This window comes from Pauljensenia sp. UMB1177 (genome assembly GCF_030217965.1).
GTDB classification, from domain to species: domain Bacteria; phylum Actinomycetota; class Actinomycetes; order Actinomycetales; family Actinomycetaceae; genus Pauljensenia; species Pauljensenia turicensis_A.
The window spans coordinates 157,261-179,272 of sequence record NZ_JASOOV010000004.1 but is presented as its reverse complement, the minus strand read 5'-3'; the positions used below and the strand labels follow the sequence as shown (position 1 = coordinate 179,272).

The window sequence follows — 22,012 nt, the reverse complement described above, 5'->3', positions numbered from 1 at the left end:
TTCACTGAGTGGGCGCTGAGGCGGACAGTAGATGTGCAACGGCGCCACCAGCGATTAACACCATGCCACCACCGGCCGCGAAGGCTGATGCGGACAAAGCCATCGCCGCGTTCATTGCAGCACCGTTGTCGGCGTTAGCTTCGTGCGCAGCAAGAATGGCTTCCGCCGACAGTGAAGACGCCGACGACTCGCTTGATTGGGAGGAAAGAAGCTTCACTGTTGGCTGGTCAGATTGGTCTTCCGTTGAGCTTGCTTCGCTTGGAACGGGAGAAGCAAGCGTCGTTTGCTGGGCAGGAACCTGAACAGCTGGATTCGAAGCACTCCGGGCGGCCGCCGTGTTCGTCTGCGCAGAAATGGCATCAGGCAACAGTGCAGCCGGCGCTGAAGGAGTAACGGGCTCAGGAACAACCGGGGCACCGGGGGTTACGGGCTTTTCAGGCTCACTGGGAATCACTGGATCTACCGGTTGAACGGGAGTAGCAGGTTCAACGGGATCGACTGGAGTAATCGGGATTGCCTTTTGCGTAATGCCGACCCAGCGCGTGAACCCGCAAGCCTCTCCTGCACTGTGACCATCCTTGGTCAGATAGAAGACAGTGAGTTGATGAGCGGCGTTAGCTTCCCACAAAGTACCGTCAGCATTATTCGTGCCGTTAGGGATCTCAACGGGTGCCACGAAACGCTCTTTCTGCGCGTCATAGGTACCAACTGCCCACACCTTCGCGTCAAGCTTTTCGCCGGTCAGCGGGTTTGCCAGTGCTTCACTACGTTGCAAAAGGGTTCCGTTACCGTCAAGGTAGACGGCAATAAGGTGCGTTGCGTCAAGTCCACTACAACTTGAAAGGACCGTGAACGTGTCTGAGAGAGAGTCCTTTAAAAAAGGGCTGTTCGCGCTCTTTCCATCGCCCTGCGCAAACGACGGGGTAGCACAGGCTAAAACAAATCCAACCAGCACAAAAAGGAGTGCAAGAATACGCGCGAAATGCGCACGAACAGCACCAAGATGGCGTTGTAGCGCCATTCTTCCCTCCCCTTTACTCAATATGCTCCATTGAGCCTATCAGGAGAGAAGTGAGAAGGTCATACGAAGTACTTACTCAAAAAGTGAGGTATCCCCCGCACCAGCACGCGCGACCACTCCAGCACCCTGGGTGAAGTCGATCACGGTTGTGGCCTCGTCACCACCGACGGGAGCAACGATCACTAGGTCAATCAACTTACCGATGCGATCATCCACCTCGAACCCGTCGATCATCGGTTCGCTCTCACCGGGCAAAATCAGTGTCGAACACAGAAGCGGTTCGCCAAGCGCTGCAACGATCTCTTGGGTAATGACATGATCGGGAATGCGGACACCAACTGTGTGCTTCTTTTTGTTCAGCGTCATGCGAGGAATCTCTTTAGTTCCAGGCAAAATGAAAGTGTAGGCACCCGGAGTCAGAGCTTTGATCGTACGGAACTGAGAGTTATCGACGATGACAAGTTCACCCAGTTGCGCAAAAGAATGGCACAAGAGCGAGAAGTTGTGTTTCTCGTCCAAACGACGAATCGAACGAATCGTATCCATGCCAGCCTTGTTGCCGAGCTTGCAGGCAATCGCGTATCCCGAATCAGTCGGAAGCGCGATCACGCCGTCGTTGTTCAAGATCTCGACAGCTTTGTTCACGAAACGAACTTGTGGATTCTCTGGGTGCATTTCTACGTACGACATACATACAGTGTGCCCTAAATCACGCACTCATGCAGGTGAAACAGACCTACCACCTGACGAATCTGCCATGCAAGAAGTCTGGTGACACAGATGAAATCCATGGGATAAATCAGAGGGCGGTACCGAAGAGCTCAGTCTTCAGTACCGCCCTCTGCGCTCAGGTATTCACCGGAGATGAAATTTCCACGCGAACGATAGGGGGCGTCATTGGACGCGCGCTATCACTTTGATTCACCGGCCTCTTTTTTGGAGGTTTCCTCTTCGCCACGCTTCTTCGGCTGGGCATCAACACCAGCTTCCTTACGCTGCTGAGGCGTAATCGGAGCGGGAGCTTCGGTCAGCGGATCGTAGCCACCACCCGACTTCGGGAAGGCGATGACGTCGCGGATCGACTCGGACTTGGTGAGCAACGAAACGATGCGGTCCCAACCAAATGCAATGCCACCGTGTGGCGGAGCGCCGAACTTGAAGGCATCCAGCAGGAAGCCAAACTGCTCCTGGGCTTCTTCGTCGCCAATACCCATGACATTGAAGACGCGGTTCTGGATGTCACGGCGGTGGATACGGATTGATCCGCCACCAATTTCGTTGCCGTTGCAGACGATGTCGTAGGCGTAGGCAAGTGCATTGCCCGGGTCCTTGTCGAAGGAGTCCAGCCATTCGGGCTTTGGGGAAGTAAATGCGTGGTGCACAGCGGTCCATGCGGAGTGGCCAAGTGCAACGTCGCCTTCTGCTTCTGCGTCGCCGGTGGGCTTGAACAGCGGAGCGTCAACTACCCAGGTGAATGCCCATGCGTCGGGGTCAATCAGATCGCAACGCTTGCCAATTTCGAGGCGCGCCGCGCCGAGCAATTCGCGCGAGGCGGTCGGTTTACCCGCACCGAAGAAGATGCAGTCGCCGGGCTGAGCACCGGTTGCTTCCGCCAGTCCTTCGCGCTCAGCATCGGTGATGTTCTTGGCAACGGGACCACCGAGGGCGCCGTCTTCACCAATGGTGACGTAGGCGAGGCCCTTTGCACCGCGTGCCTTCGCCCATTCCTGCCACTTGTCAAAGGTGCGACGCGGCTGGGAAGCACCGCCGGGCATGACGACTGCGCCGACGTAGGGAGCTTGGAAGACGCGGAACGTGGTGTCTTTGAAGTATTCGGTCAGGTCAACCAGCTCGAGGCCGAAACGAAGGTCGGGCTTGTCAGAGCCGTACTTTTCCATCGCGTCCTTGTAGGTCATTCGAGGAAGCGGGGTCGGCAGGTCGTAGCCGATGAGCTTCCAGACGTTCATCATGACATCTTCGGCAACGGCAATGACGTCATCTTGGTCAACGAAGCTCATTTCGATGTCGAGCTGGGTGAATTCTGGCTGACGGTCAGCGCGGAAGTCCTCGTCACGGTAGCAACGTGCGATCTGGAAGTAGCGTTCCATACCGGCAACCATGAGCATCTGCTTGAACAGCTGCGGGGACTGTGGAAGTGCGTACCAAGAGCCGGGCGACAAACGAGCCGGGACGATGAAGTCGCGAGCACCTTCGGGGGTCGAACGCGTCAGGGTCGGGGTTTCGATTTCGACAAAGTCGTGCGCGTAGAGAGTGTCACGAGCGGCGCGCGACACCTGGGAACGAAGACGCAGCGCGTACTGTTCCGGTTCGCGACGAAGGTCGAGGTAACGGTACTTCAGGCGAGTTTCTTCGCCAACGTTGCCGGAGTCTTCTGTGTGCGCAGAGACCTGGAAAGGAAGAGGTGCGGATGTATTGAGGATTTCAATGTCGTCGCCCATCACTTCGATGGCGCCGGTGGGCAAGTGAGGGTTCTCGTTACCCTCGGGGCGAGCACACACCTCGCCGGTGACTTTGAGGACGAATTCGGAGCGGAGCTCGTGGGCGACGGATTCGTCGCGGACGACAACCTGTGCAATACCGGATGCATCGCGGAGATCGACGAATGCAACGCCGCCGTGATCACGGCGGCGATCCACCCAACCGGTCAGAGTAACGGTCTGACCGACAAGGTCGGTATTGAGGGTGCCAATGTTATGAGTGCGCAGCACGTGTCTTCCTTTCATTGTGGCCATCCGCGAGACGGGCGGCGGCACCGCGATTTTACTCCCCTTTATGCGCTCTTGTTCGCTTGCTTTGCTCGCTGGGCTCTAGGAGTGGGAAGATTCGCAGGTGACTGCTGAAGATTCCACACGCCTCAAATGGCAACCTATTGAGATTTCTTTGCTCGTAGGCTCAGTTCTTTTGATTACGCTTGCAGCGTTTGAGGGGCTTGCCACAACAACGATCATGCCGAATGTTGTTGCGGATCTGGATTCCGAAGCGTGGTTCTCAGTCGCTTCTGGCGCAGCTCTCGCAGCTCAGCTCAGCGCGACCGTCATCGCAGGAGCGCTGGCGGATTCAAAAGGGCCTCGGATGGTTCTTCTTGCAGGCTTTATCTGTTTTGTCGCCGGTCTGCTCACGTCAGCGTTCGCTCCTCACATTGCGATTTTCGTTGTCGGTCGTCTGATCCAGGGCTTGGGTGGCGGACTCATTATTGTTCCGCTGTATGTCTTCATTGGTTCGATTGCCCACGTTCATCATCGACCTTTCTTCTTCGCCGCGTTCTCTCTGTCATGGGTTCTGCCGGGCCTCGTTGGTCCCGCGATTGCTGGGTATGTCGCGCAGTACTTCGGCTGGCGCCCGGTCTTTTGGGCGGTTCCGTTCTTGGCTCTTCTTGCCGTTCTTCCCCTGATTTCTGTTCTTCGCCAGCTCGGTTCGTCCACAACGCACCCGGTGAAGAATCTGAAGCACTTGGGATTGCTCGCTGTGGTCGCGGGCACCGGTGTTCTGATGCTTCAGCTGTCGGGGGCTCTCGGTGGCATTGAACTGATCATTTTGATCATTGTGGGGCTTGTGCTCACCGGCTGGGCTCTCCCCCAGCTTCTCCCCAAGGGCGCGATGCGTTTGAAGCGTGGGATGCCCGCGGCGATTATGACGCGCCTGCTTGCCATGGGCGCTCAGGCCGGTGCGTCGGCGTTCCTGCCACTTGTCTTGCAACGCGTTCACATGTGGGATGCAGATCATGCCGCTCTCGCTGTCACCATCGGTACGATCTCGTGGTCTGCCGGTGCGACTTACCAAGCTCGAGTCCACGACCCCGACCGTCGTATGCAGTTGCCCGCGATTGGCATGGCTCTGCTGACGCTTGGTCTTGTCCCGATTCTGTTCCTTGTGATTGCGTCGTGGCCCGTGTGGCCGGCGCTCGTCGGCTGGTTTGTTGCCGGGTTTGGCACGGGACTCATGCACTCGACACTCTCAGTGCTGACACTGGGGCTTACCGATACTTCGGAGCACGGTAAAGTTGCATCGTGGCTTCAGGTCGCCGACGCCGCAGGTGCATCAATCGAACTCGCGTTAGTGTCGATTGCCTTCGCTCTCTTCGCGCTGGTCATGCCAGTAGGGCCCCTCTCCTACTTGGCCTCCCCCGTTATCACCGTGATCGTCACCGTGGTCGCTCTTGTCGCATCATTGCGAATCAAGGGTGGCAATGCCCCTTCGGCTTCGTAGTTATTTCGCCGTTTGACGAGGCTCATCACGAGCCCGTAGGCAGAGACACCAAAGGGATGGCAGATGATTTCATCTGCCATCCCTTTGCGTTTAAGCGCTTCGTTCTGGGCCTCGTCAACCCCCTGTGTCAGATCGCGCCACCGCTAGATTCAGCGTGAGTGACGGTGAGAACCAAAGGACCTCGTGCCCTTTGAACCTGACTTGCCACCGCGGTCGAAACGATCGGAGGACTTGCCACGGCCACTCGCGCGAAAACGATCAGAAGAGCCGGAACGCTTCGCGGCACGTAGCGATGAGCGACGGTCGGACGACTCGTGGTGCGCATGATGATCAAAGCGGTCGTTGCGGTCCTTGTGCGCACGACGTGGCTTGTCATCGCGTTCGTAACGACGCGCATATTCGCGTTCGCCACGGTCACGTTCGGGGCGTCCCGAACGATCGAACTTCTTAGCCTTGTCGAAGCTACGTTCGCGGTCAGAGCGGTGCCCGCCCTTACCGGGGCCCTGGTCCACGCGAATGCGCAGCGGACGGCCCTGAACGTAGCCCTTGCCGATGCGGCGCAACTGATCGTCGGTCAGGTCGCCGGAGATTTCGACCAGCGAGAAGGTCGGGAAGATTTCAATATTGCCAATGTCGCGGCCGTCAACGCCACCTTCACCAGCAATCGCTCCGACAATCGAACCGGGCTTCACGCGGTCTTTCTTGCCAACCTCAACGCGGTATCGGGTACCGACACCAAAGGATGCCTTGCGACCACGACCGCGTTGGTGGCCTGGCTTCAGCGGACGATCCTTATCACGACCGCCCTCGAATGAAGCACCAACGAATTCTCCGGACTCGTCGATTTCTTCTTCGTTACGGATCTTGCCCTTGCCACGGCGATCCTTTTCAACGCGCAAAGCCGGACCCTCGTCACCAACAGCGTTCGCCATGAGCGCGGCAGCGATGTCCATAATGTCGGTTTCAGACGTTTCTTGAACCTCGGTCAGCAGGTTCTTGTACATTTCAAGACGACCGCGTTCGATGCGAGCGTTGAGACCTTCGAGCATGCGACGCGAACGGAACTCAGAGACTGCTGCGGGCGACGGAATCTGGATCTCTTCCATCGGGGTGCCGGTCAGCTTCTCGATGCGACGCAGGCGACCGTGTTCACGTGGAGTAAAGAAAGTAAGCGAGCGACCTTCGCGACCGGCGCGACCGGTACGACCGATGCGGTGCACGTAGGCTTCCGGTTCACGGGGAACATCGAAGTTCACGACGAGGGAGATGCGCTCAACGTCGAGGCCACGGGCCGCAACGTCGGTTGCGATCAGCACGTCGAGCGTGCCGGCACGCAGACGTGCAACCATGCGTTCACGCTCAGTCTGCGCGACGTCACCGGAGATACCGGCTGCGCGGAAACCTCGTGCTGACATTTCGAGGGAAACCTCTTCAACGTCGGCGCGGGTACGCACGAACACAATCGCAGCATCGGCGTCTTCCTGGCCGGCAGCGATGTGCTGGGCACGCGTCGCGAGCACGCGAGACAATGCGCCGATCTTGTGCTTGAACGGCACGACAGCGTAGGTCTGGTGGATCGTGTCAACAGTCGAAGATTCTTCCGAGACAGCGATCTTCACGGGGTTATTCAGGTGAGTGTTCGCAATGCGTTCAATCGCCTGGGGCATCGTGGCGGAAAACAGTGCGGTCAGGCGGTCTTTAGGCACGGACGAGGTAATCGTTTCGACGTCTTCAGCGAAGCCCATGCGCAGCATTTCGTCGGCCTCGTCGAGGACGAGCATGCGCACGCCGGACAGATCTAGCGCACCTTTTTCAATAAGGTCGATGACACGCCCAGGGGTGCCGACGACAACCTGCGCCCCCTTCTTCAGAGCGTTGATCTGCGGGCCATAGGGTGAACCACCGTAGACGGAAACAACATCAAGGCCACGTGTACGGGCTGCGAAATCCTCAATGGCCTGCGCGGACTGCATGGCAAGTTCGCGGGTTGGAGCAAGCACGAGGGACTGGACGAGCTTCTCATCGGCATCCACGATCGCGAGCATAGGCAGACCGAAAGCGGCGGTCTTACCGGTACCGGTCTGGGCAATACCGACAACGTCATTCAATTCGAGCAGGGACGGGATCGCCTTTTCCTGAATTGGAGTCGGTGTCACAAACCCCATCTGGGTGACAGCATCGAGGATCTCATTGGGAAGACCAAGGTCAGCAAAGGTGATGGAAGGCTCTTCTTCGTCGTCTTCACGTTCGCCACCATCTTCGGCGTTCTCGAGTTCATCATCGACGAGGCCGGATTCTAAGTCCAGGGTGTCGTTTTCTTCGGCCGGAAGCTCTTCAACGGCGCCAGTCGTTTCGGCAGGTTCGTTCAATTCGTCGAAGGTGTTGAGGTTCATTTCCTGTTTTTCAGGCACAGTATTCCTATCGGATTGTGTGTTTCATTCGAGGCTGATTTCTATCAAGCCGGGCCACTGTGGGGCCTTCGGCGCAACCTCATCCCACAACATCCACCGCTTAGCGGTGCCCATCACTTTCATTCAAGGCGCGCCTCATCGCTCAAACAAGCCTACGTTGCTCCTTCACGAAACGATGCTTTGGGAGCGGTGAGATCACTCACCGCCCCCAAAGCATCAGCTACGACCCGTTTCGACAATCACGCTCCGACCGAGATGACACGCGGCTTCAAGTCCTGAGCAGACGGAGTCCACGTCGAAGCGTCAGCTTCGATTTGTTCTCCACTTCGAATGTCTTTGACCGTGTCGGCTTCACCTTCCATTCCCGGGAACCAGACGAATGGGATACCTCGTTTATCAGCGAACTTAATCTGCTTGCCGAACTTGGCCGCGCTCGGTGCAACATCGGTGCTAATTCCACGGCTACGCAACTGCATTGCGATATCTTCCGAGCGAGCGCGATCTGTCTCGTCGATGACAGCAACAACGACCGCGGCAGGAACCTTGCGGGTAGCTTGAACCATCGGTGCTGAAATCATGCGGGAAACCAGACGCGAGACGCCAATCGAGAGACCAACGCCCGGGTAGGTGCGTTTCCCATCCTTTGCCAGCGAATCGTAACGCCCACCGGAGCAAATGGAGCCGAGGTCCTCGTGGCCTTCAATCACCGATTCGTAAACGGAGCCGGTGTAGTAATCCAGGCCGCGCGCGATCTTCAGATCAGCGATGACAGCGCCGGGCATACGACGATGAGCTTCCTCGAGGAGCGCACACAGCTGATTCAAGCCTTCGGCAAGAAGCTCGCCTTCGCAACCGAGTCCAGCAATTCTAGAACGGATCTCATCGGGATCATTGCTACGGATCTGGGCCATCTTGAGAAGCTTCTCGGCCTGCTCGCCATTGATATTCGAGCATGCGAGTTCTGCGGTAACGCCCTCGGGACCAATCTTGTCCAGTTTGTCGAGGCCACGCAATGCAGCCTCAACGTCGGTAACACCGAGAGATTCGCACACGCCCTGAACGACCTTGCGGTTGTTCACGAGCACGTGCACTGTCGGGATCGGAAGCGTTGCAAGAGCTTCGGCCATCACAAGAGGAAGATCGACCTCGAAGTGGAAGGGAAGATCACCGTTGCCAACAACATCGATGTCAGCTTGAGTGAACTCACGGAAACGTCCTTCCTGCGGGCGCTCACCACGCCAGACCTTCTGGATCTGGTAGCGCTTGAATGGGAAATCAAGCTCGTTCGCATTCTCGATGACGTACCGAGCAAAAGGAACCGTCAGGTCAAAGTGCAGACCCATCTTGCGTTCCTTAGACGAATGACGACCAGCTTCGGCATCCTTCATCGCTTGCAGGCGGTCAAGGACATAAACCTCTTTCGAGGTCTCCCCCTTTGCCTCAAGCTGCTCAAGCGTTTCAACCGCACGAGTCTCAATCCCAGAGAAACCATGCAACTCAAAGACCTGACGAATATGGTCAAGAACATATTGTTCGATGATTCGACCTTCAGGGAGCCATTCGGGGAAACCGGAAAGAGATGTACGTGCCATGGCTCTATTGTTCCACGCCTAGGCGTATTGCCTAAAACGGGCAACGATATTCGGGCTCTGATCCCCGTTAAGGTCGAGCCCTGCAGACATTAAAAAACCGCTAGCCGAAAAACACGGTGGCCTTGGGAATCCCCAAGGCCACCGTTAGTTCTTGATAGGTATCAGCCGAGTGTGCGAGCCCGCCTCAAATACGGATTTGTCTCAATCTCATGCGACAAAACCGTCGTTGGACCGTGCCCCGGGATCAAGAGGGTTGCAGGATCCAAAGCATGTGAAATAGTGCGTAGCGAATGGCGCATCTGAGTCTCATCGCCACCGGCAAGATCCGTACGACCGACCGAACCAGCAAAAAGCACATCAGCAGATAGAGCCCATGGAACCGGGGTTGAAGACGAGAAGACAGTCTGTCCTTTCATCTCAACCTCAATATCACAGTGACCGATAAACACGGCAGAACCTTCAGAGTGACCTGGAGCTGGAACCATCTTCATCCAGATACCGGGAAGCACCTCAACGCTACCACCCGGAAAATCGCGCAGATCGGTGGGCTTCACCCACGGGCCGATGCTCGGGGGCACGGGCATCGGAATATGCGATGCCGGATCATTCATTCGGTATCGATCAGGAGCCGGGATCCACGTAGGGGCAGGAGTCTCAGGCGCCCACGAGGCAACCTCGGCACAATCCCAGACATGATCAGGATGACCGTGAGTTGCAAGAACAGCTCCGACATGAGCCTGAGACGCGACCAAGACCTCGCGAATCTTATCCTGCACTCCCGCTGACGGATCGACGACCAGCGCCGCCGGCTCGCCATCGGCAACCAGCACCACGCAGTTGGCTGCGTAGTACGGCGTTGGAATAACAGTGATTTTCACTGATCACTCCATAGAGGCGCGAATCTGAGCAAGCCAGGTGCGCTTTGTCTCCAGAGCCTCAGTAAGGGACTTGACCTTCTTTTCGTCGCCCTTCGCCTTGGCAACGCTAAGATCCGATTCGAGGGACTCAACCTGAGCCTCGAGCTGGCCGAGCATACCCTGAGCACGTGCACGTGTTTCAGGGTTGGTACGACGCCATTCGTTTTCTTCTGCCTCGCGGATTGCAGATTCAACCGCACGCAGACGACCTTCAATGCGATGCAAGTCAGAGGAAGGAACTCGACCAATTTCTTCCCAGCGATCCTGAACCGAACGCAGGGCGGTCTTCGCAGCTTCAAGATCCTCCACAGGCAGGATCTTCTCTGCTTCGTCGGCAAGTGCTTCCTTGGCAGCAAGATTTTCGCGGTACTCAGAATCGGTGGCCTCGTCCTTCGCGCGACGTGCGTCGAAGAAGACCTGCTGTGCCGCACGGAAACGTGCCCACAGAGCATCATCTTCCTTACGGGATGCGCGAGGAGCCGCCTTCCAACGATTCATCAGCTCACGGTATGCACCCGAAGTGGCGCCCCAATCGGTCGAGGTCTGCAAAGCTTCAGCCTCGGCGATAATGGCTTCCTTCACTCGCTTCGCCTCAGACTGTGCCTGATCGAGAGCAGAGAAATACTGGCGACGCTGACGATCAAACTGAGTACGCGCCGAAGAGAAACGCTTCCAGAGCTCATCTTCAACAGCCTTTTCGATGCGCGGTCCCTTGCGCTGCAACGACTTCCATTCGTCGAGCAGATCACGGAGCTTCTGACCAGACTGCTTCCAGTGAATACGCTCAGGAGCCTGAGCGATGATGGCTTCAGCAGCCTCAACGACTGCCCTACGAGCTTTCAAAGCTTCCTCACGAGCAGCTTGGCGTTCAATCTTTGCTACTTCCTTACGCTCTTCAGCGCGCACCTTCACGCTCTCAACACGTTCGCGCAACGCAGCAAGGTTACCCAGAGCATTCGGAGATTCAAGAGCTTCGGTGATCGTCGCAAGAGTCAGATCAATATCCTTGGGAGCCAAGGTTGCAAGGCGATGTTCGAACAGCTTGACGGTTGCCTCAATATCCGCAAAACGACGCTCGTAAAGGGCGAAAGGCTCTGCAGGCACACCTTCGGGGTAGCCACCAATAACACGCTCAGTGCCGTTATCGACAACGTAAACGGTGCCGTTTTCATCGATACGACCGAACTCGTGAGTGAGTGGCGTACTCGACGCGGACACGGGAGTTTCCTTGGCCGGGGCCGAAGGGGTGATGTTCTGCTCGTCAGAAGAGGGAGCAGGCTTGGGGGTCGGCGTCGTTGTCACAATCATTGCCTTTCATGGCGAGGGCGCTATGCGCCGATGCGTGGAAGAGTCTCCACGGAGCGTGGTTCTCAGTGCACCGATGTGGTGCACCCCTGTCAGTCTACGTCCTTGGCCCCCATTTCATAAACTGGCGTTTACGACATGGACGATTACGGCTGTTTTGCCCGATTGTCCCGTCCTTTAACGCGCAGAGATGTCACACGCGAACGGCCTCGAACACCCCGTCGACGCGACGCAGAGCGGAAAGAACCGCATTCAAATGCGCCATATCTGCCAACTCAAACGAGAATCGAGCAAGCGAAACCTGATCGGATGTCGTCTTCGTTGACGCAGACACAATGTTGACGCGATAGTCCGACATCACCTTCGTCAGATCCGACAGCAATCCCGCACGATCCAAAGCCTTGACCTGGATCTGAACACGGAACACCTGTCCGCTGACTCCCCGTGCCCAAGAAACGTCGACAAAGCGCTCAGGTTGCAATTCCTTCAGTCGAACAGCGTTATGGCACGAAGCAATGTGGATGGAGACGCCCTGACCACGAGTAATAAAACCAACAACATCATCGCCCGGAACCGGGGTACAGCACTTTGCCAGCTTCACCCAAATATCTTTGGACTCCATACCGGCAACGGTGATACCCGCATCGGACGAACCCGATTGAGTGCGAATCCGAGTTGCACCCGGAGTCACTCCTTCGGACAGAGTTTCTTCGGTGCCGTCTCCTCCACCCAGGTTCTCGACAAGTTTTGACACAACGTTCTGAGGCGAAACCTGGCTCTCACCGACAGCCGCATACAGGCTGGACACATCGGAATAGCCCAACGACGTTGCCACCGACAGGATCGTCTCATGACTCATCAAGCGTTGAAGAGGAAGATTCTGCTTACGCATTGCCTTCGCAAGCGCTTCCTTGCCCTCTTCAATCGCTTCTTCGCGACGTTCTTTAGAGAACCACGATTTAATTTTCGAACGCGCACGCGGAGATGCCACAAAAGCAAGCCAGTCGCGTGACGGACCAGCCTTGTCGGACTTCGAGGTCACAACCTCAACCGTTTCGCCAGACTCAAGCTGAGTATCAAGCGAAACGAGGCGCCCATTCACTTTCGCACCAACCGTATGGTGCCCAACCTCAGTGTGCACCGCATAGGCGAAATCAACAGGTGTGGCATGCGCTGGCAGAACAACAACTTGCCCCTTCGGCGTAAAAACATAAACTTCGTCGCCGGCGATCTCATAGCGCAAAGAATCGAGGAACTCTTCAGGGTCACCCGTTTCACGTTCCATCTCGACAAGGGAGCGAAGCCAGTTGGCTTGTTCATCGTTGCTCATTCGATCTGTATCGACGCCAGTCGCATTCGGATTCTGCTTGTACTTCCAGTGCGCGGCAACACCGTGTTCGGCACGCTCGTGCATTTCAAAAGTACGAATCTGGATTTCGACAGGCTTACCACCGGGTCCAATTACCGTCGTGTGCAACGACTGGTACAGATTGAACTTCGGCATAGCGATATAGTCCTTGAAACGCCCAGGAATCGGATTCCACCGAGCATGCAAAGAACCCAGAACGCCGTAGCAATCCTTCACTGACTCTACGAGGACACGAACGGCCACCAGATCGAAGATCTCATCGAATGCTTTACCACGGACGATCATCTTCTGATAGATCGAATAATGGTTCTTGGGGCGACCAGAGACAGTGCCCTTCGTCCCTGAACGACGAAGATCCTCTTCAATCTGACCAATCACATCTCGCAGATACACATCGCGCTGGGGAGCCCGCTCTGCAACCAAGCGATCGATCTCTTCATAAATCTGAGGGTACAGAGTCTTAAAGGAGAGCTCTTCGAGTTCCCACTTCACCATGTTCATGCCCAGACGATGAGCAAGAGGCGCATAAATCTCAAGCGTTTCTCGCGCCTTGTTCTTCGCTGACGACGGGGGGACGAAACGCCACGTGCGCGCATTATGAAGACGGTCAGCAAGCTTAATGAGAAGAACTCGAATATCGCGGCTCATCGCAACAAGCATCTTGCGCAGTGTTTCAGATTGAGCAAATTCGCCGTAGCGCACCTTGTCCAGCTTCGTCACACCGTCAACGAGCGCCGCAATCGGCTCACCATATTCCGCTGCTAGCTCTTCAACCGTGTAGTCCGTATCTTCAACCGTGTCATGCAGAAGAGCAGCCACCAGTGTCGGGGTAGTCATACCCATTTCAGCAAGAATCGTTGCCACCGCAACTGGGTGAGTAATATACGGCTCACCCGATTTACGAACCTGCCCCCGGTGATGCAATTCGGCCGTGCGATAGGCACGCTCGATCATGCTCACATCGGCTTTCGGATGGTTCGCACGCAGTGCTCGAACCAACGGTTCGATCTCAGGAATCGTCGGGCGCGTGCGTGCGCCAAACCATACGAGGCCGGACCTCACACGAGATCCGGCCACGCCTGGTTTTGAGTGAGCGGAGTTAGCCTGGTCAGTCATGCTCCTATGATACGCACCTGTGACGTGTCAAACATATTTGACCGCAACTAAACGAGGAACCGCAGGTCAGACTACCAATGCTGATTCGGTGACGACATCATGTTCGGCAAGCTTTTCGCGCCCGTCGAAAGCCTCAAGCTCCAGAAGAACAGCAACGGTGCTCACGTGTGCTCCGCACTGACGGAGCAGATCAACCGACGCAGCAGCAGTGCCTCCTGTTGCAAGAACGTCATCGATGACCAGCACACGCGACCCTGGAGTCACCGACTCGGGTCGGATCTCCATGCGAGCGCTACCGTATTCAAGGTCATAGTCGACACCGATAACGTGACCGGGAAGCTTGCCTGCTTTACGGATGGTCAGCATACCGACACCGAGTTCAGCGGCAAGTGGCGCTCCAAGAATGAAGCCACGCGACTCCAGACCTGCAATTGCGTCGACACTCCCCTTATAGCGCTCGGCGAGCATCTCAATGAGCTCTTTAAACGCCGGACCGTTTGCAATCAGCGGAGTGATATCGCGAAACAGAACACCGGGCTCCGGGAAATCTTGAACAAGACCGAGATTCGAGTCAACAAGTTCACCGATATGCGCGCCAAGTTCACCACTCATCGATGCTCTTTCTTCCTCTTCGGCTGGTGAGCATTCGAGAGGCGCTGCCCCGGACGAACAGGAGCAACCTTCACAGTGGAGGCACCCTCGTCACCCTTACCCACAGCCACATGACGCGCACGATCCTTTTCGACCGACTCCGTGTGCGCCTTCGTCTTCTTCAAACGCTCTTGAAGCAGAACAAGAAGCGGGGACGCAATGAAGATCGACGAGTAGGTGCCGGCTATCATACCGACGAACAGCGCCAGCGAAATATCGGTCAGAGTACCAGTACCAAGAAGCAAAGCACCGATAATCAGAATCGAACCGACCGGAAGCAATGCAACAACCGACGTGTTAATCGAACGAACCATGGTCTGGTTGACGGCTAAGTTCACATATTCGGCAAAAGTGAAACGCTTCTGGTCGTAGATGCCCTTCGTCAACTCACGGACCTTGTCGAATACAACGACCGTGTCGTACAGAGAGTAACCAAGAATCGTCAGGAAGCCGATGACCGTTGCAGGCGAAACCTCAACCTGGGTGATAACGAAAACACCAAGCGTGAGGGCAATATCGTGGACAAGTGCCAGCAGAGCGGCCAGCGCCATAGTCCATGACCTGAAGTACAGGGTCATCAAGATCGCGACGAGCAACATGAAGATGACAAGCGACTGAGTAGCCTTCGAAGTCACCGAAGCACCCCAGGACGGGCCGATCGTTGACGACTGAACATCGGCCGGATCAACACCGTACGCGCTGGTCAACGCATCACGAATCGTCGCCGCCTGCTGCGAATCAACAGATTCAGTCTGAATACGAACAGAATCCGTACCAACCTTCGTCACCTTCGCGGTGGAAACAATTCCGGTGCCAGTCACGATATCCGAGGCCTTTTCCTCAGACTGATCGCTGACTCGGGTCACATCAAACTGCGCACCGCCTGTGAACTCAATGGAAGCATTGAGGCCGATGGCTGCTGAAAGAACAAAAGCAACGCCAATCAAGGCTGCAGCAAGACCAACAAAAACCTTGCGCTTAGGGACAACCGGGTAGGACTTATCCCCCGAGTACAGAGCATTACCCCACTGGGCGAACGACATCATTTCGCGTCCCCTTTCTGCTCGGCAGCCTCACCATCGACTGCGCTACCCTCAGCCTTCGTCGCTTCACTATCCGCAGATGCGCGAGCTTCTTCCACTTGCGCTTCAGCTTCAGCAAGACGCTGCGCGCGACGACGCTGAGCAAGGCTCATCCCTTTGCCTTCAGTCACAGGCTGAGCCGTCGCACCCTTGCCCTGCTTTTGCTTCGGCATAACAACACGACCACGACCGGCGTAAATCAGCGAGTTCTTTGCACCGAGGTGCTCGGGATCAAGACCGGAAAGACGATGTCCCTCGCCGAAGAATTTGGTACGAATCAGCAGTTCCATCATCGGGTGAGTGAACAGGAAGATGACAGCAATATCGATCACGGTTGTCACACCGAGAGTGAACGCGAAGCCCTGCACGCCACCGACTGCCAGCAGGTAGAGGACGATAGCTGCAACCAGGTTCACGGCATCGGAGACGAGGATCGTGCGCTTAGCGCGATCCCAGCCTTCGTCAACTGCGGCAGCAAGCGGGCGACCGTCACGGACCTCGTCACGCACGCGTTCGAAGTAGACGATGAACGAGTCAGCGGTGACGCCGACCGCCATAATCAAGCCTGCAACGCCTGCGAGCGACAAACGATATCCCATCGTCGCCGACAGAAGCGCGATCACGATGTAGGTGAGTGCTGCTGCAACAAATAGCGAACCGGCAGAAATAAGCGCCAGACCACGGTATTGCCAGATCAGGTACAGGATGACCAGCAGGAAGCCGATGGCGCCAGCCAACATGCCCTTCTGCAGGTGATCAGAACCCAGTGTGGCGGAAATACGCTGTTCGGACTCAACTTCAAAGTTCAGGGGAAGCGAACCGAAGCTGAGCTGGTTTGCCAACGCGGTGGCTGACTTCGCGGTGAAGTTACCGGTGATCTGAGCACGACCATCAGAGATGACAGCATTCATTGAAGGAGCAGTAATCACCGAACCGTCAAGAACAACGGCAAAGTGGTTGCGATCCGGCGAGTCGAAGAAGCTCTTTCCTTCGGCGTCAGAATCCTTGTAGGAGTAGAGCAGTTCGGAAGAATCTGCGAATGCCTTCGTACCTTCAGAATCGAACTGCAGGTCGACACCCCACGCGCCGGTTGCCTGACCGGTCGAGTTGGTGACTTGGCCGGCAGTTGCGTTCGAAAGGTTCGAACCGGCAACCGAAACCGGACCAAGGATGTACTTCAGCTGACCATCGCTATCGCAGGCAGCGTAGGGCTTGTCTGCAGCACCTTCGGTCTGCTGGCGAGCTTCGGAGTTGGTGCAGTCAAGCACGGAGAAGTCGTAGAGAACCTGCTCTGTGATCCATGCAAGATCCGTTCCATTAGCAGGAGTCGAATTCGGCTGGTCTGAGAGAACACCGTCTTGATTCAGATCAGCGACCTTCATCGCGGATTCTTCATCCAGTGCGGTCGACACCTGCTGAACCGACTGAGCACCGTCTGCTGACTGGGCGCCATCAGCCGAAGCCTGTTCTGTCGCTGATTGAGTTTTATCAGCAGACTGAGCTGACTGTTCAGAATCTTTGTCTGAAGCCTCGGCGGTTGAGGAGGTCGCAACTTTCTGGGAAGCCAGACCGATACGGAGAACAGGTCGGAAGTTCATCTGCGAGGACGAACGAATCAGGTCGAGAGTTTCCTGTGAAGGCGTACCTGGGATTGAAACAACAATGTTATCCGAGCCCATCGAAGTGATCTCTGATTCGGCAACACCGGAGGCATCAATACGATTACGAATAATTGAAATCGCCTGCGTGATGTCGTCTTCAGTGATCGCTCGGTCGCCTTCTTCGGTCGACTTCGGCGTCAAGATCAGTTGGGTGCCGCCCTGAAGATCGAGGGCGAGCGAGGGAACCAACGAGGTCCCCTTGGTGACGTTGCCAATCACCAGTCCGGCCGCTGCCACCACCATTGCAACAATGAGGGTGACAAGTGAACGCACAGGTCGGCGTTTACGTGTAGACACTTTTAACTACTCCCAGTCCCTAGCTCGGGATACTCAGTTCTTTTCGTCGGTCGATGCATCATCCGTAGCGGGATCATCGAGGCCAAGAATCGGTTCTTGCGGTTCTTCTTCGGCCAGTTCGACAGCGGGCTCATCTGAAGCGAAAGGCGGTTCGTCCCCAACGGAACGGATCATCTGACGATCCCAGTACATCTCTGTACCATCAATCGTCTCGAGTACGACGATGTCGCCGTCCTGATCGACAAAGCGACCCCAGAATCCAACAGCGGTCTTCACCCAAGCACCGGGAACGAGTTTCTCGTTCATATCTCGTTCCATTTGAGCCTGACGCTCAGCCATCTTCTTGCGACCACGGCTTGAGTACCACATCATCGCGATCAGGATGAGCGCAAGTAGGATAAAGGTCATGTTGCCGCCCTGGAGGAAGTTACCCACGGATTGCCTCTTTCTAGTCATGAACGCGCGTAGAGCGCACCCTGGTCAGTCTAATGCGAAGAAGGCTCTCTTAGCGAAAAAGGCGGTCAAATCAGGCGAATAACACTGTGATTCAGCTAAACAGCATAGATTCGGCGGGCGGTGTCAGCCCCAAATGTTGGAAAGCTTTGGGCGTGGCGGCACGTCCGCGGTTGGTTCTAACAAGGAATCCTTCACGAACCAAGTAGGGCTCAGCGACGGTTTCGACCGTCTCTGCTTCTTCACCTACCGTGACCGCAAGAGTGGTCAATCCAACCGGTCCCCCAGCAAAACGCCGACAGACTGCGTCGAGTACTGCTCTGTCAAGACGATCGAGACCGTAGCGATCAACCTCGAACAGGGTGAGTGCGCCCTGGGCAGCTTCAAGATCCAAAGCGCCGCTTCCACGTACTTGGGCATAGTCGACGACGCGACGAAGAAGGCGATTGGCAATACGCGGGGTGCCTCTTGACCGGGAGGCGATTTCGTGAGCCGCCTGAGCGTCCAAGGGGGCGCCAAGAAGGTCAGCGGAACGCGTGACGACTGCTTCAAGTTCGTGTGTCTCGTAGAACTCAAGGTGAGCGGTAAAACCGAAACGGTCACGCAGAGGAGCCGGTAGCAGGCCCGTGCGCGTAGTCGCACCGACAACGGTAAAAGGCGGAAGCGTCAGCGGAATCGAGGTTGCGCCGGGCCCCTTACCCACGACAACGTCGACGCGGAAGTCTTCCATTGCCAGATACAGCATTTCTTCTGCGGTGCGAGCAAGACGATGGATTTCGTCAATAAAAAGAATGTCGCCTTCTTGAAGCCCTGAAAGGATCGCAGCAAGGTCACCCGAATGCTGGATTGCCGGACCGGAGGTCAGGCGGAGCGATGTCCCCATTTCGGCGGCAATAATCATTGCCAAAGTGGTCTTACCCAACCCGGGAGGACCGGCAAGAAGAACATGGTCGGGACTCACGCCACGGCCACGTGCCGCATCGAGAACAAGCTGAAGCTGTTCACGAACAGTTTCTTGTCCGACGAATTCAGTGAGGCGCTTGGGACGCAGAGCTGCTTCTGCAGCACGTTCAAGCTCACCGGCATCAGGAGCAACAATACGCATTGCCTCTGCGGGAGAATCGAAAGAATCAGCCACGAGAGCCTCCCAACTTCAGCAAAGCGGCACGGAGCAAATCAGACGCCCCCAAGCCCTGTCCACCCAGCGTATCGATTGCCGCTTGTGCCTGGGATTGCTTCCATCCCATCGAAACCAAAGCTGCCACAACATCTTCTTCGACAGCGCCCATGGCGAGTGCGGCTCCGGTTCCCGCCTTTCCAAGATGTGCGGGCTGACCGAGTTTCTCCCCTAGCTCCAACACCATGCGTTGCGCTGATTTCTTTCCAACACCGGGGATCTTGCCCAGGGTTGAAAGATCATGATCACGAACGGCACGACGAAGATCATCGGGGCTAAGAACGCCAAGCGCACCAAGGGCAATACGAGGTCCAATACCGGACACGGTCTGCAAGATGGTGAATACATCACGCTGATCAGCCGTTTCAAAGCCCATGAGTGTCAGGGAATCCTCGCGAACAATAAGCGATGTTGCAACAGTGAGCTCGTCACCGACGCGCACCTGCTGAGCGTATGTGGGCACGACCTTCACATCGAAACCAACGCCGGAGACAACCACGACAATTGAATCCAAACCAACTGAGGCCACTGTTCCACTCAACTGTGCGATCAATTGTTCTCCTGTATTGGATCGATAGCGCCCACACCCAATGCGAACACCTGTTCTATTTTACTTGCGACGCAGTCGCGGATCAACAGCACCTGTCCGGCGTTGCGCAGCTTGAGCTTCCGCCCACGCACGTTGCGCGGGTGTCATTGACCCTTTGGAAGTCAAGCGACCAGAGATAGAAACAGAAACTGATGAATCATCGCCAACACCCAGTAGACCTGTCCCCCGCCACGCATGACAAATTGCGATTGCAAGCGCATCTGCAGCATCCGCGGGCTTCGGAGGCTTCGACAAGCGAAGAATACGCGACACCATCGCCTGAACCTGCGCTTTATCCGCATTGCCGTTTCCAGAAACAGCAGACTTCACTTCTGACGGGGTATGAACCGCCATCGGCAGACCAGCACGCGCCACGCACGTCATGGCAGCACCCATGACCTGCATCGTCGTCGTCACTGACTGCAAGTTGTCTTGGGCGAAGACTCGCTCAATCGCCACAACTTCAGGCTGATACTGCGCGATCACACTATCAATCGCATCTGCAATCGTCCGAAGCCTAAAATGCGTCGCAATGTCTTTGTTAGAACGAGCAACCCCGACATACACGAGCGTGGCACGCCTTGACTCATCAACGTCAACAACACCCAAACCGCATCGTGTAATGCCGGGGTCAATTCCCATGACTCGCATGGGTCAGCGGTTCTCCACCATTGAAACGAACAGTTCATGCAGGCGGTCATCGCCACCAACCTCGGGGTGGAAGCTGGTTGCCATGACGTTACCTTGACGTACGGCCACGATCGGACCATCTTCAGCGTTTCCGGCGCGCGCAATCACAGACACGGTGTCGCCAACGGACTCAACCCACGGTGCGCGGATAAAGACAGCGCGGAAATCGTCGCCTTCGATGCCGTCAATCACGAGGTCTTCTTCGTAGGAATCAACCTGACGCCCAAAGGCATTACGTCGAACAACCATGTCGAGGGTGGCGAAGCACTTCTGATCATCGCGACCATCAAGGATCGTAGACGAGAGCATAATCATGCCAGCGCATGTGCCCCACGCGGGAAGTCCAGCATCAAGACGGTCTTTCAGAGGTTCAAACATGTCGAAGGAGGCCAACAGATTCGACATGGTCGTTGACTCGCCGCCGGGGATGATCAGACCATCCACTTTCGCCAACTCGCAGGGACGACGCACCTTAACGGCGCGGGCGCCAGAATTCTCTAGCGCCCGCACATGTTCGTCAACGTCACCCTGAAGGGCGAGAACGCCGATCGTCACCATCCGCGCTCCGCAAGACGGTGAGAAACCGGAAGGTCGTCAACGTTGATACCGACCATTGCTTCACCAAGGCCACGCGAAACCTCAGCAATAACGGACGGATCATCGTAGAAGGTGGTTGCCTTAACGATGGCAGCTGCACGCTTCGCCGGATCGCCGGACTTGAAGATACCGGATCCAACGAAAACACCCTCAGCACCGAGCTGCATCATCATTGCAGCGTCCGCCGGGGTAGCAATGCCACCGGCGGTGAACAGAACGACAGGAAGCTTACCTTCGCGAGCGACCTCGGCGACCAGCTCGTAGGGAGCCTGGAGTTCCTTGGCAGCAACGTAGAGCTCATCTTCGGGAAGCGAGGTGAGGTGACGGATCTGGTCGCGGATCTTACGCATGTGCGTCGTCGCGTTGGAAACGTCGCCGGTACCAGCTTCGCCCTTGGAGCGAATCATTGCTGCACCTTCGGTGATGCGACGGAGCGCCTCACCCAGGTTGGTTGCACCGCAGACAAAGGGAACGGTGAAGTTCCACTTGTCGATGTGATTGGTGTAATCGGCCGGGGTGAGAACCTCGGATTCGTCGATGTAGTCGACGCCGAGGGACTGCAGAACCTGAGCTTCAACGAAGTGGCCGATGCGAGCCTTTGCCATGACCGGGATGGAGACAGCGTTGATGATGCCATCGATCAGATCCGGGTCAGACATACGGGCAACGCCACCCTGTGCGCGAATGTCCGCAGGAACGCGCTCGAGCGCCATGACGGCAACTGCGCCCGCATCTTCGGCGATCTTTGCTTGCTCTGGAGTAACGACGTCCATGATGACGCCACCCTTGAGCATCTGAGCCATACCGCGCTTAACCTGCGGGGTACCAACTTCGCGAGTCGACGTGAAGTCAGCCAT

18 protein-coding genes are annotated in these 22,012 nt (G+C 56.4%); 1 reads left to right on the top strand and 17 read right to left on the bottom strand.

The genetic code is table 11. The annotated features are described in order from the left end of the window. Nucleotide 1 precedes the first annotated feature (1 nt). The 3 genes from QP442_RS06725 to aspS form a co-directional block, all read right to left on the bottom strand. Complete coding sequence (locus tag QP442_RS06725; RefSeq protein WP_103632587.1) at nucleotides 2-1,021, bottom strand: hypothetical protein; 1,020 nt, start codon at nucleotides 1,019-1,021, stop codon at nucleotides 2-4. A gap of 72 nt (nucleotides 1,022-1,093) precedes the next feature. Beyond that, nucleotides 1,094-1,711, bottom strand: coding sequence for an L-threonylcarbamoyladenylate synthase (locus QP442_RS06720; RefSeq protein WP_103632586.1), 618 nt, complete (start codon nucleotides 1,709-1,711; stop codon nucleotides 1,094-1,096). 221 nt (nucleotides 1,712-1,932) lie between these two features. After that, nucleotides 1,933-3,750 (bottom strand): aspartate--tRNA ligase, encoded by a 1,818-nt coding sequence (gene aspS / locus QP442_RS06715; RefSeq protein WP_285069715.1) that lies wholly within the window; start codon nucleotides 3,748-3,750, stop codon nucleotides 1,933-1,935. A gap of 121 nt (nucleotides 3,751-3,871) precedes the next feature. Here aspS and QP442_RS06710 point away from each other — a divergent pair, with 121 nt between their 5' ends. After that, nucleotides 3,872-5,248 carry an MFS transporter gene (locus tag QP442_RS06710; RefSeq protein WP_103632584.1) on the top strand — a complete coding sequence of 459 codons (1,377 nt, stop codon included), beginning with the start codon at nucleotides 3,872-3,874 and terminating at the stop codon, nucleotides 5,246-5,248. A gap of 149 nt (nucleotides 5,249-5,397) precedes the next feature. On the opposite strand, the gene QP442_RS06705 is transcribed toward QP442_RS06710, so the two are convergent. The 14 genes from QP442_RS06705 to pdxS all read right to left on the bottom strand — a co-directional run bounded on the left by QP442_RS06705 (nucleotide 5,398) and on the right by pdxS (nucleotide 22,012). After that, a complete protein-coding gene (locus QP442_RS06705) occupies nucleotides 5,398-7,659 on the bottom strand; it encodes a DEAD/DEAH box helicase (protein WP_219810929.1) in 2,262 nt (753 codons plus the stop codon). A gap of 239 nt (nucleotides 7,660-7,898) precedes the next feature. Further along, a complete protein-coding gene (hisS, locus tag QP442_RS06700; protein WP_006681097.1) occupies nucleotides 7,899-9,251 on the bottom strand; it encodes a histidine--tRNA ligase in 1,353 nt (450 codons plus the stop codon). A gap of 161 nt (nucleotides 9,252-9,412) precedes the next feature. Next, nucleotides 9,413-10,129 (bottom strand): MBL fold metallo-hydrolase, encoded by a 717-nt coding sequence (locus QP442_RS06695; RefSeq protein WP_103632583.1) that lies wholly within the window; start codon nucleotides 10,127-10,129, stop codon nucleotides 9,413-9,415. Nucleotides 10,130-10,132: 3 nt separating this feature from the next. After that, entirely contained in the window at nucleotides 10,133-11,476 is a 1,344-nt protein-coding gene (locus QP442_RS06690; RefSeq protein ID WP_218840315.1) for a DUF349 domain-containing protein, read from the bottom strand. Nucleotides 11,477-11,666: 190 nt separating this feature from the next. Next, nucleotides 11,667-13,958 (bottom strand): RelA/SpoT family protein, encoded by a 2,292-nt coding sequence (locus tag QP442_RS06685; protein ID WP_181002136.1) that lies wholly within the window; start codon nucleotides 13,956-13,958, stop codon nucleotides 11,667-11,669. 66 nt (nucleotides 13,959-14,024) lie between these two features. Beyond that, nucleotides 14,025-14,570, bottom strand: a complete 546-nt coding sequence (locus tag QP442_RS06680) for an adenine phosphoribosyltransferase (protein WP_103632581.1) — start codon at nucleotides 14,568-14,570, stop codon at nucleotides 14,025-14,027. Then, the gene (gene secF / locus QP442_RS06675) at nucleotides 14,567-15,655 is read right to left on the bottom strand and encodes a protein translocase subunit SecF (protein ID WP_103632580.1); all 1,089 of its coding nucleotides are present in this window, start codon (nucleotides 15,653-15,655) and stop codon (nucleotides 14,567-14,569) included. Before secF ends, QP442_RS06680 begins: the two co-directional genes overlap by 4 nt. Continuing rightward, entirely contained in the window at nucleotides 15,652-17,649 is a 1,998-nt protein-coding gene (gene secD / locus QP442_RS06670) for a protein translocase subunit SecD (protein WP_103632579.1), read from the bottom strand. The genes secF and secD overlap by 4 nt, the downstream gene beginning before the upstream one ends. A 33-nt stretch (nucleotides 17,650-17,682) precedes the next feature. Beyond that, nucleotides 17,683-18,057 (bottom strand): preprotein translocase subunit YajC, encoded by a 375-nt coding sequence (gene yajC, locus QP442_RS06665; protein ID WP_257878402.1) that lies wholly within the window; start codon nucleotides 18,055-18,057, stop codon nucleotides 17,683-17,685. A 139-nt stretch (nucleotides 18,058-18,196) separates the two neighbouring features. After that, complete coding sequence (ruvB, locus tag QP442_RS06660; RefSeq protein ID WP_103632618.1) at nucleotides 18,197-19,207, bottom strand: Holliday junction branch migration DNA helicase RuvB; 1,011 nt, start codon at nucleotides 19,205-19,207, stop codon at nucleotides 18,197-18,199. 25 nt (nucleotides 19,208-19,232) lie between these two features. After that, nucleotides 19,233-19,832, bottom strand: a complete 600-nt coding sequence (gene ruvA, locus QP442_RS06655; RefSeq protein ID WP_103632577.1) for a Holliday junction branch migration protein RuvA — start codon at nucleotides 19,830-19,832, stop codon at nucleotides 19,233-19,235. Between the two features lie 57 nt (nucleotides 19,833-19,889). Then, nucleotides 19,890-20,519 (bottom strand): crossover junction endodeoxyribonuclease RuvC, encoded by a 630-nt coding sequence (gene ruvC, locus QP442_RS06650; RefSeq protein WP_006681107.1) that lies wholly within the window; start codon nucleotides 20,517-20,519, stop codon nucleotides 19,890-19,892. 3 nt (nucleotides 20,520-20,522) lie between these two features. After that, nucleotides 20,523-21,116, bottom strand: coding sequence for a pyridoxal 5'-phosphate synthase glutaminase subunit PdxT (gene pdxT / locus QP442_RS06645; protein WP_006681108.1), 594 nt, complete (start codon nucleotides 21,114-21,116; stop codon nucleotides 20,523-20,525). Next, a complete protein-coding gene (gene pdxS, locus QP442_RS06640; protein ID WP_103632576.1) occupies nucleotides 21,110-22,012 on the bottom strand; it encodes a pyridoxal 5'-phosphate synthase lyase subunit PdxS in 903 nt (300 codons plus the stop codon). Before pdxS ends, pdxT begins: the two co-directional genes overlap by 7 nt.

Excerpts from the sequence above, each read along its gene's own strand:
- QP442_RS06725 (WP_103632587.1), bottom strand. The coding sequence starts at position 1,021 with ATGGCGCTACAACGCCATCTTGGTGCTGTTCGTGCGCATTTCGCGCGT.
- QP442_RS06720 (WP_103632586.1), bottom strand. The coding sequence starts at position 1,711 with ATGTCGTACGTAGAAATGCACCCAGAGAATCCACAAGTTCGTTTCGTG.
- hisS (WP_006681097.1), bottom strand. The coding sequence starts at position 9,251 with ATGGCACGTACATCTCTTTCCGGTTTCCCCGAATGGCTCCCTGAAGGT.
- QP442_RS06690 (WP_218840315.1), bottom strand. The coding sequence starts at position 11,476 with ATGATTGTGACAACGACGCCGACCCCCAAGCCTGCTCCCTCTTCTGAC.
- QP442_RS06685 (WP_181002136.1), bottom strand. The coding sequence starts at position 13,958 with ATGACTGACCAGGCTAACTCCGCTCACTCAAAACCAGGCGTGGCCGGA.
- QP442_RS06680 (WP_103632581.1), bottom strand. The coding sequence starts at position 14,570 with ATGAGTGGTGAACTTGGCGCGCATATCGGTGAACTTGTTGACTCGAAT.
- secF (WP_103632580.1), bottom strand. The coding sequence starts at position 15,655 with ATGATGTCGTTCGCCCAGTGGGGTAATGCTCTGTACTCGGGGGATAAG.
- yajC (WP_257878402.1), bottom strand. The coding sequence starts at position 18,057 with ATGACCTTTATCCTACTTGCGCTCATCCTGATCGCGATGATGTGGTAC.
- ruvB (WP_103632618.1), bottom strand. The coding sequence starts at position 19,207 with ATGCGTATTGTTGCTCCTGATGCCGGTGAGCTTGAACGTGCTGCAGAA.
- ruvC (WP_006681107.1), bottom strand. The coding sequence starts at position 20,519 with ATGCGAGTCATGGGAATTGACCCCGGCATTACACGATGCGGTTTGGGT.
- pdxT (WP_006681108.1), bottom strand. The coding sequence starts at position 21,116 with ATGGTGACGATCGGCGTTCTCGCCCTTCAGGGTGACGTTGACGAACAT.
- pdxS (WP_103632576.1), bottom strand. The coding sequence starts at position 22,012 with ATGGCTGACTTCACGTCGACTCGCGAAGTTGGTACCCCGCAGGTTAAG.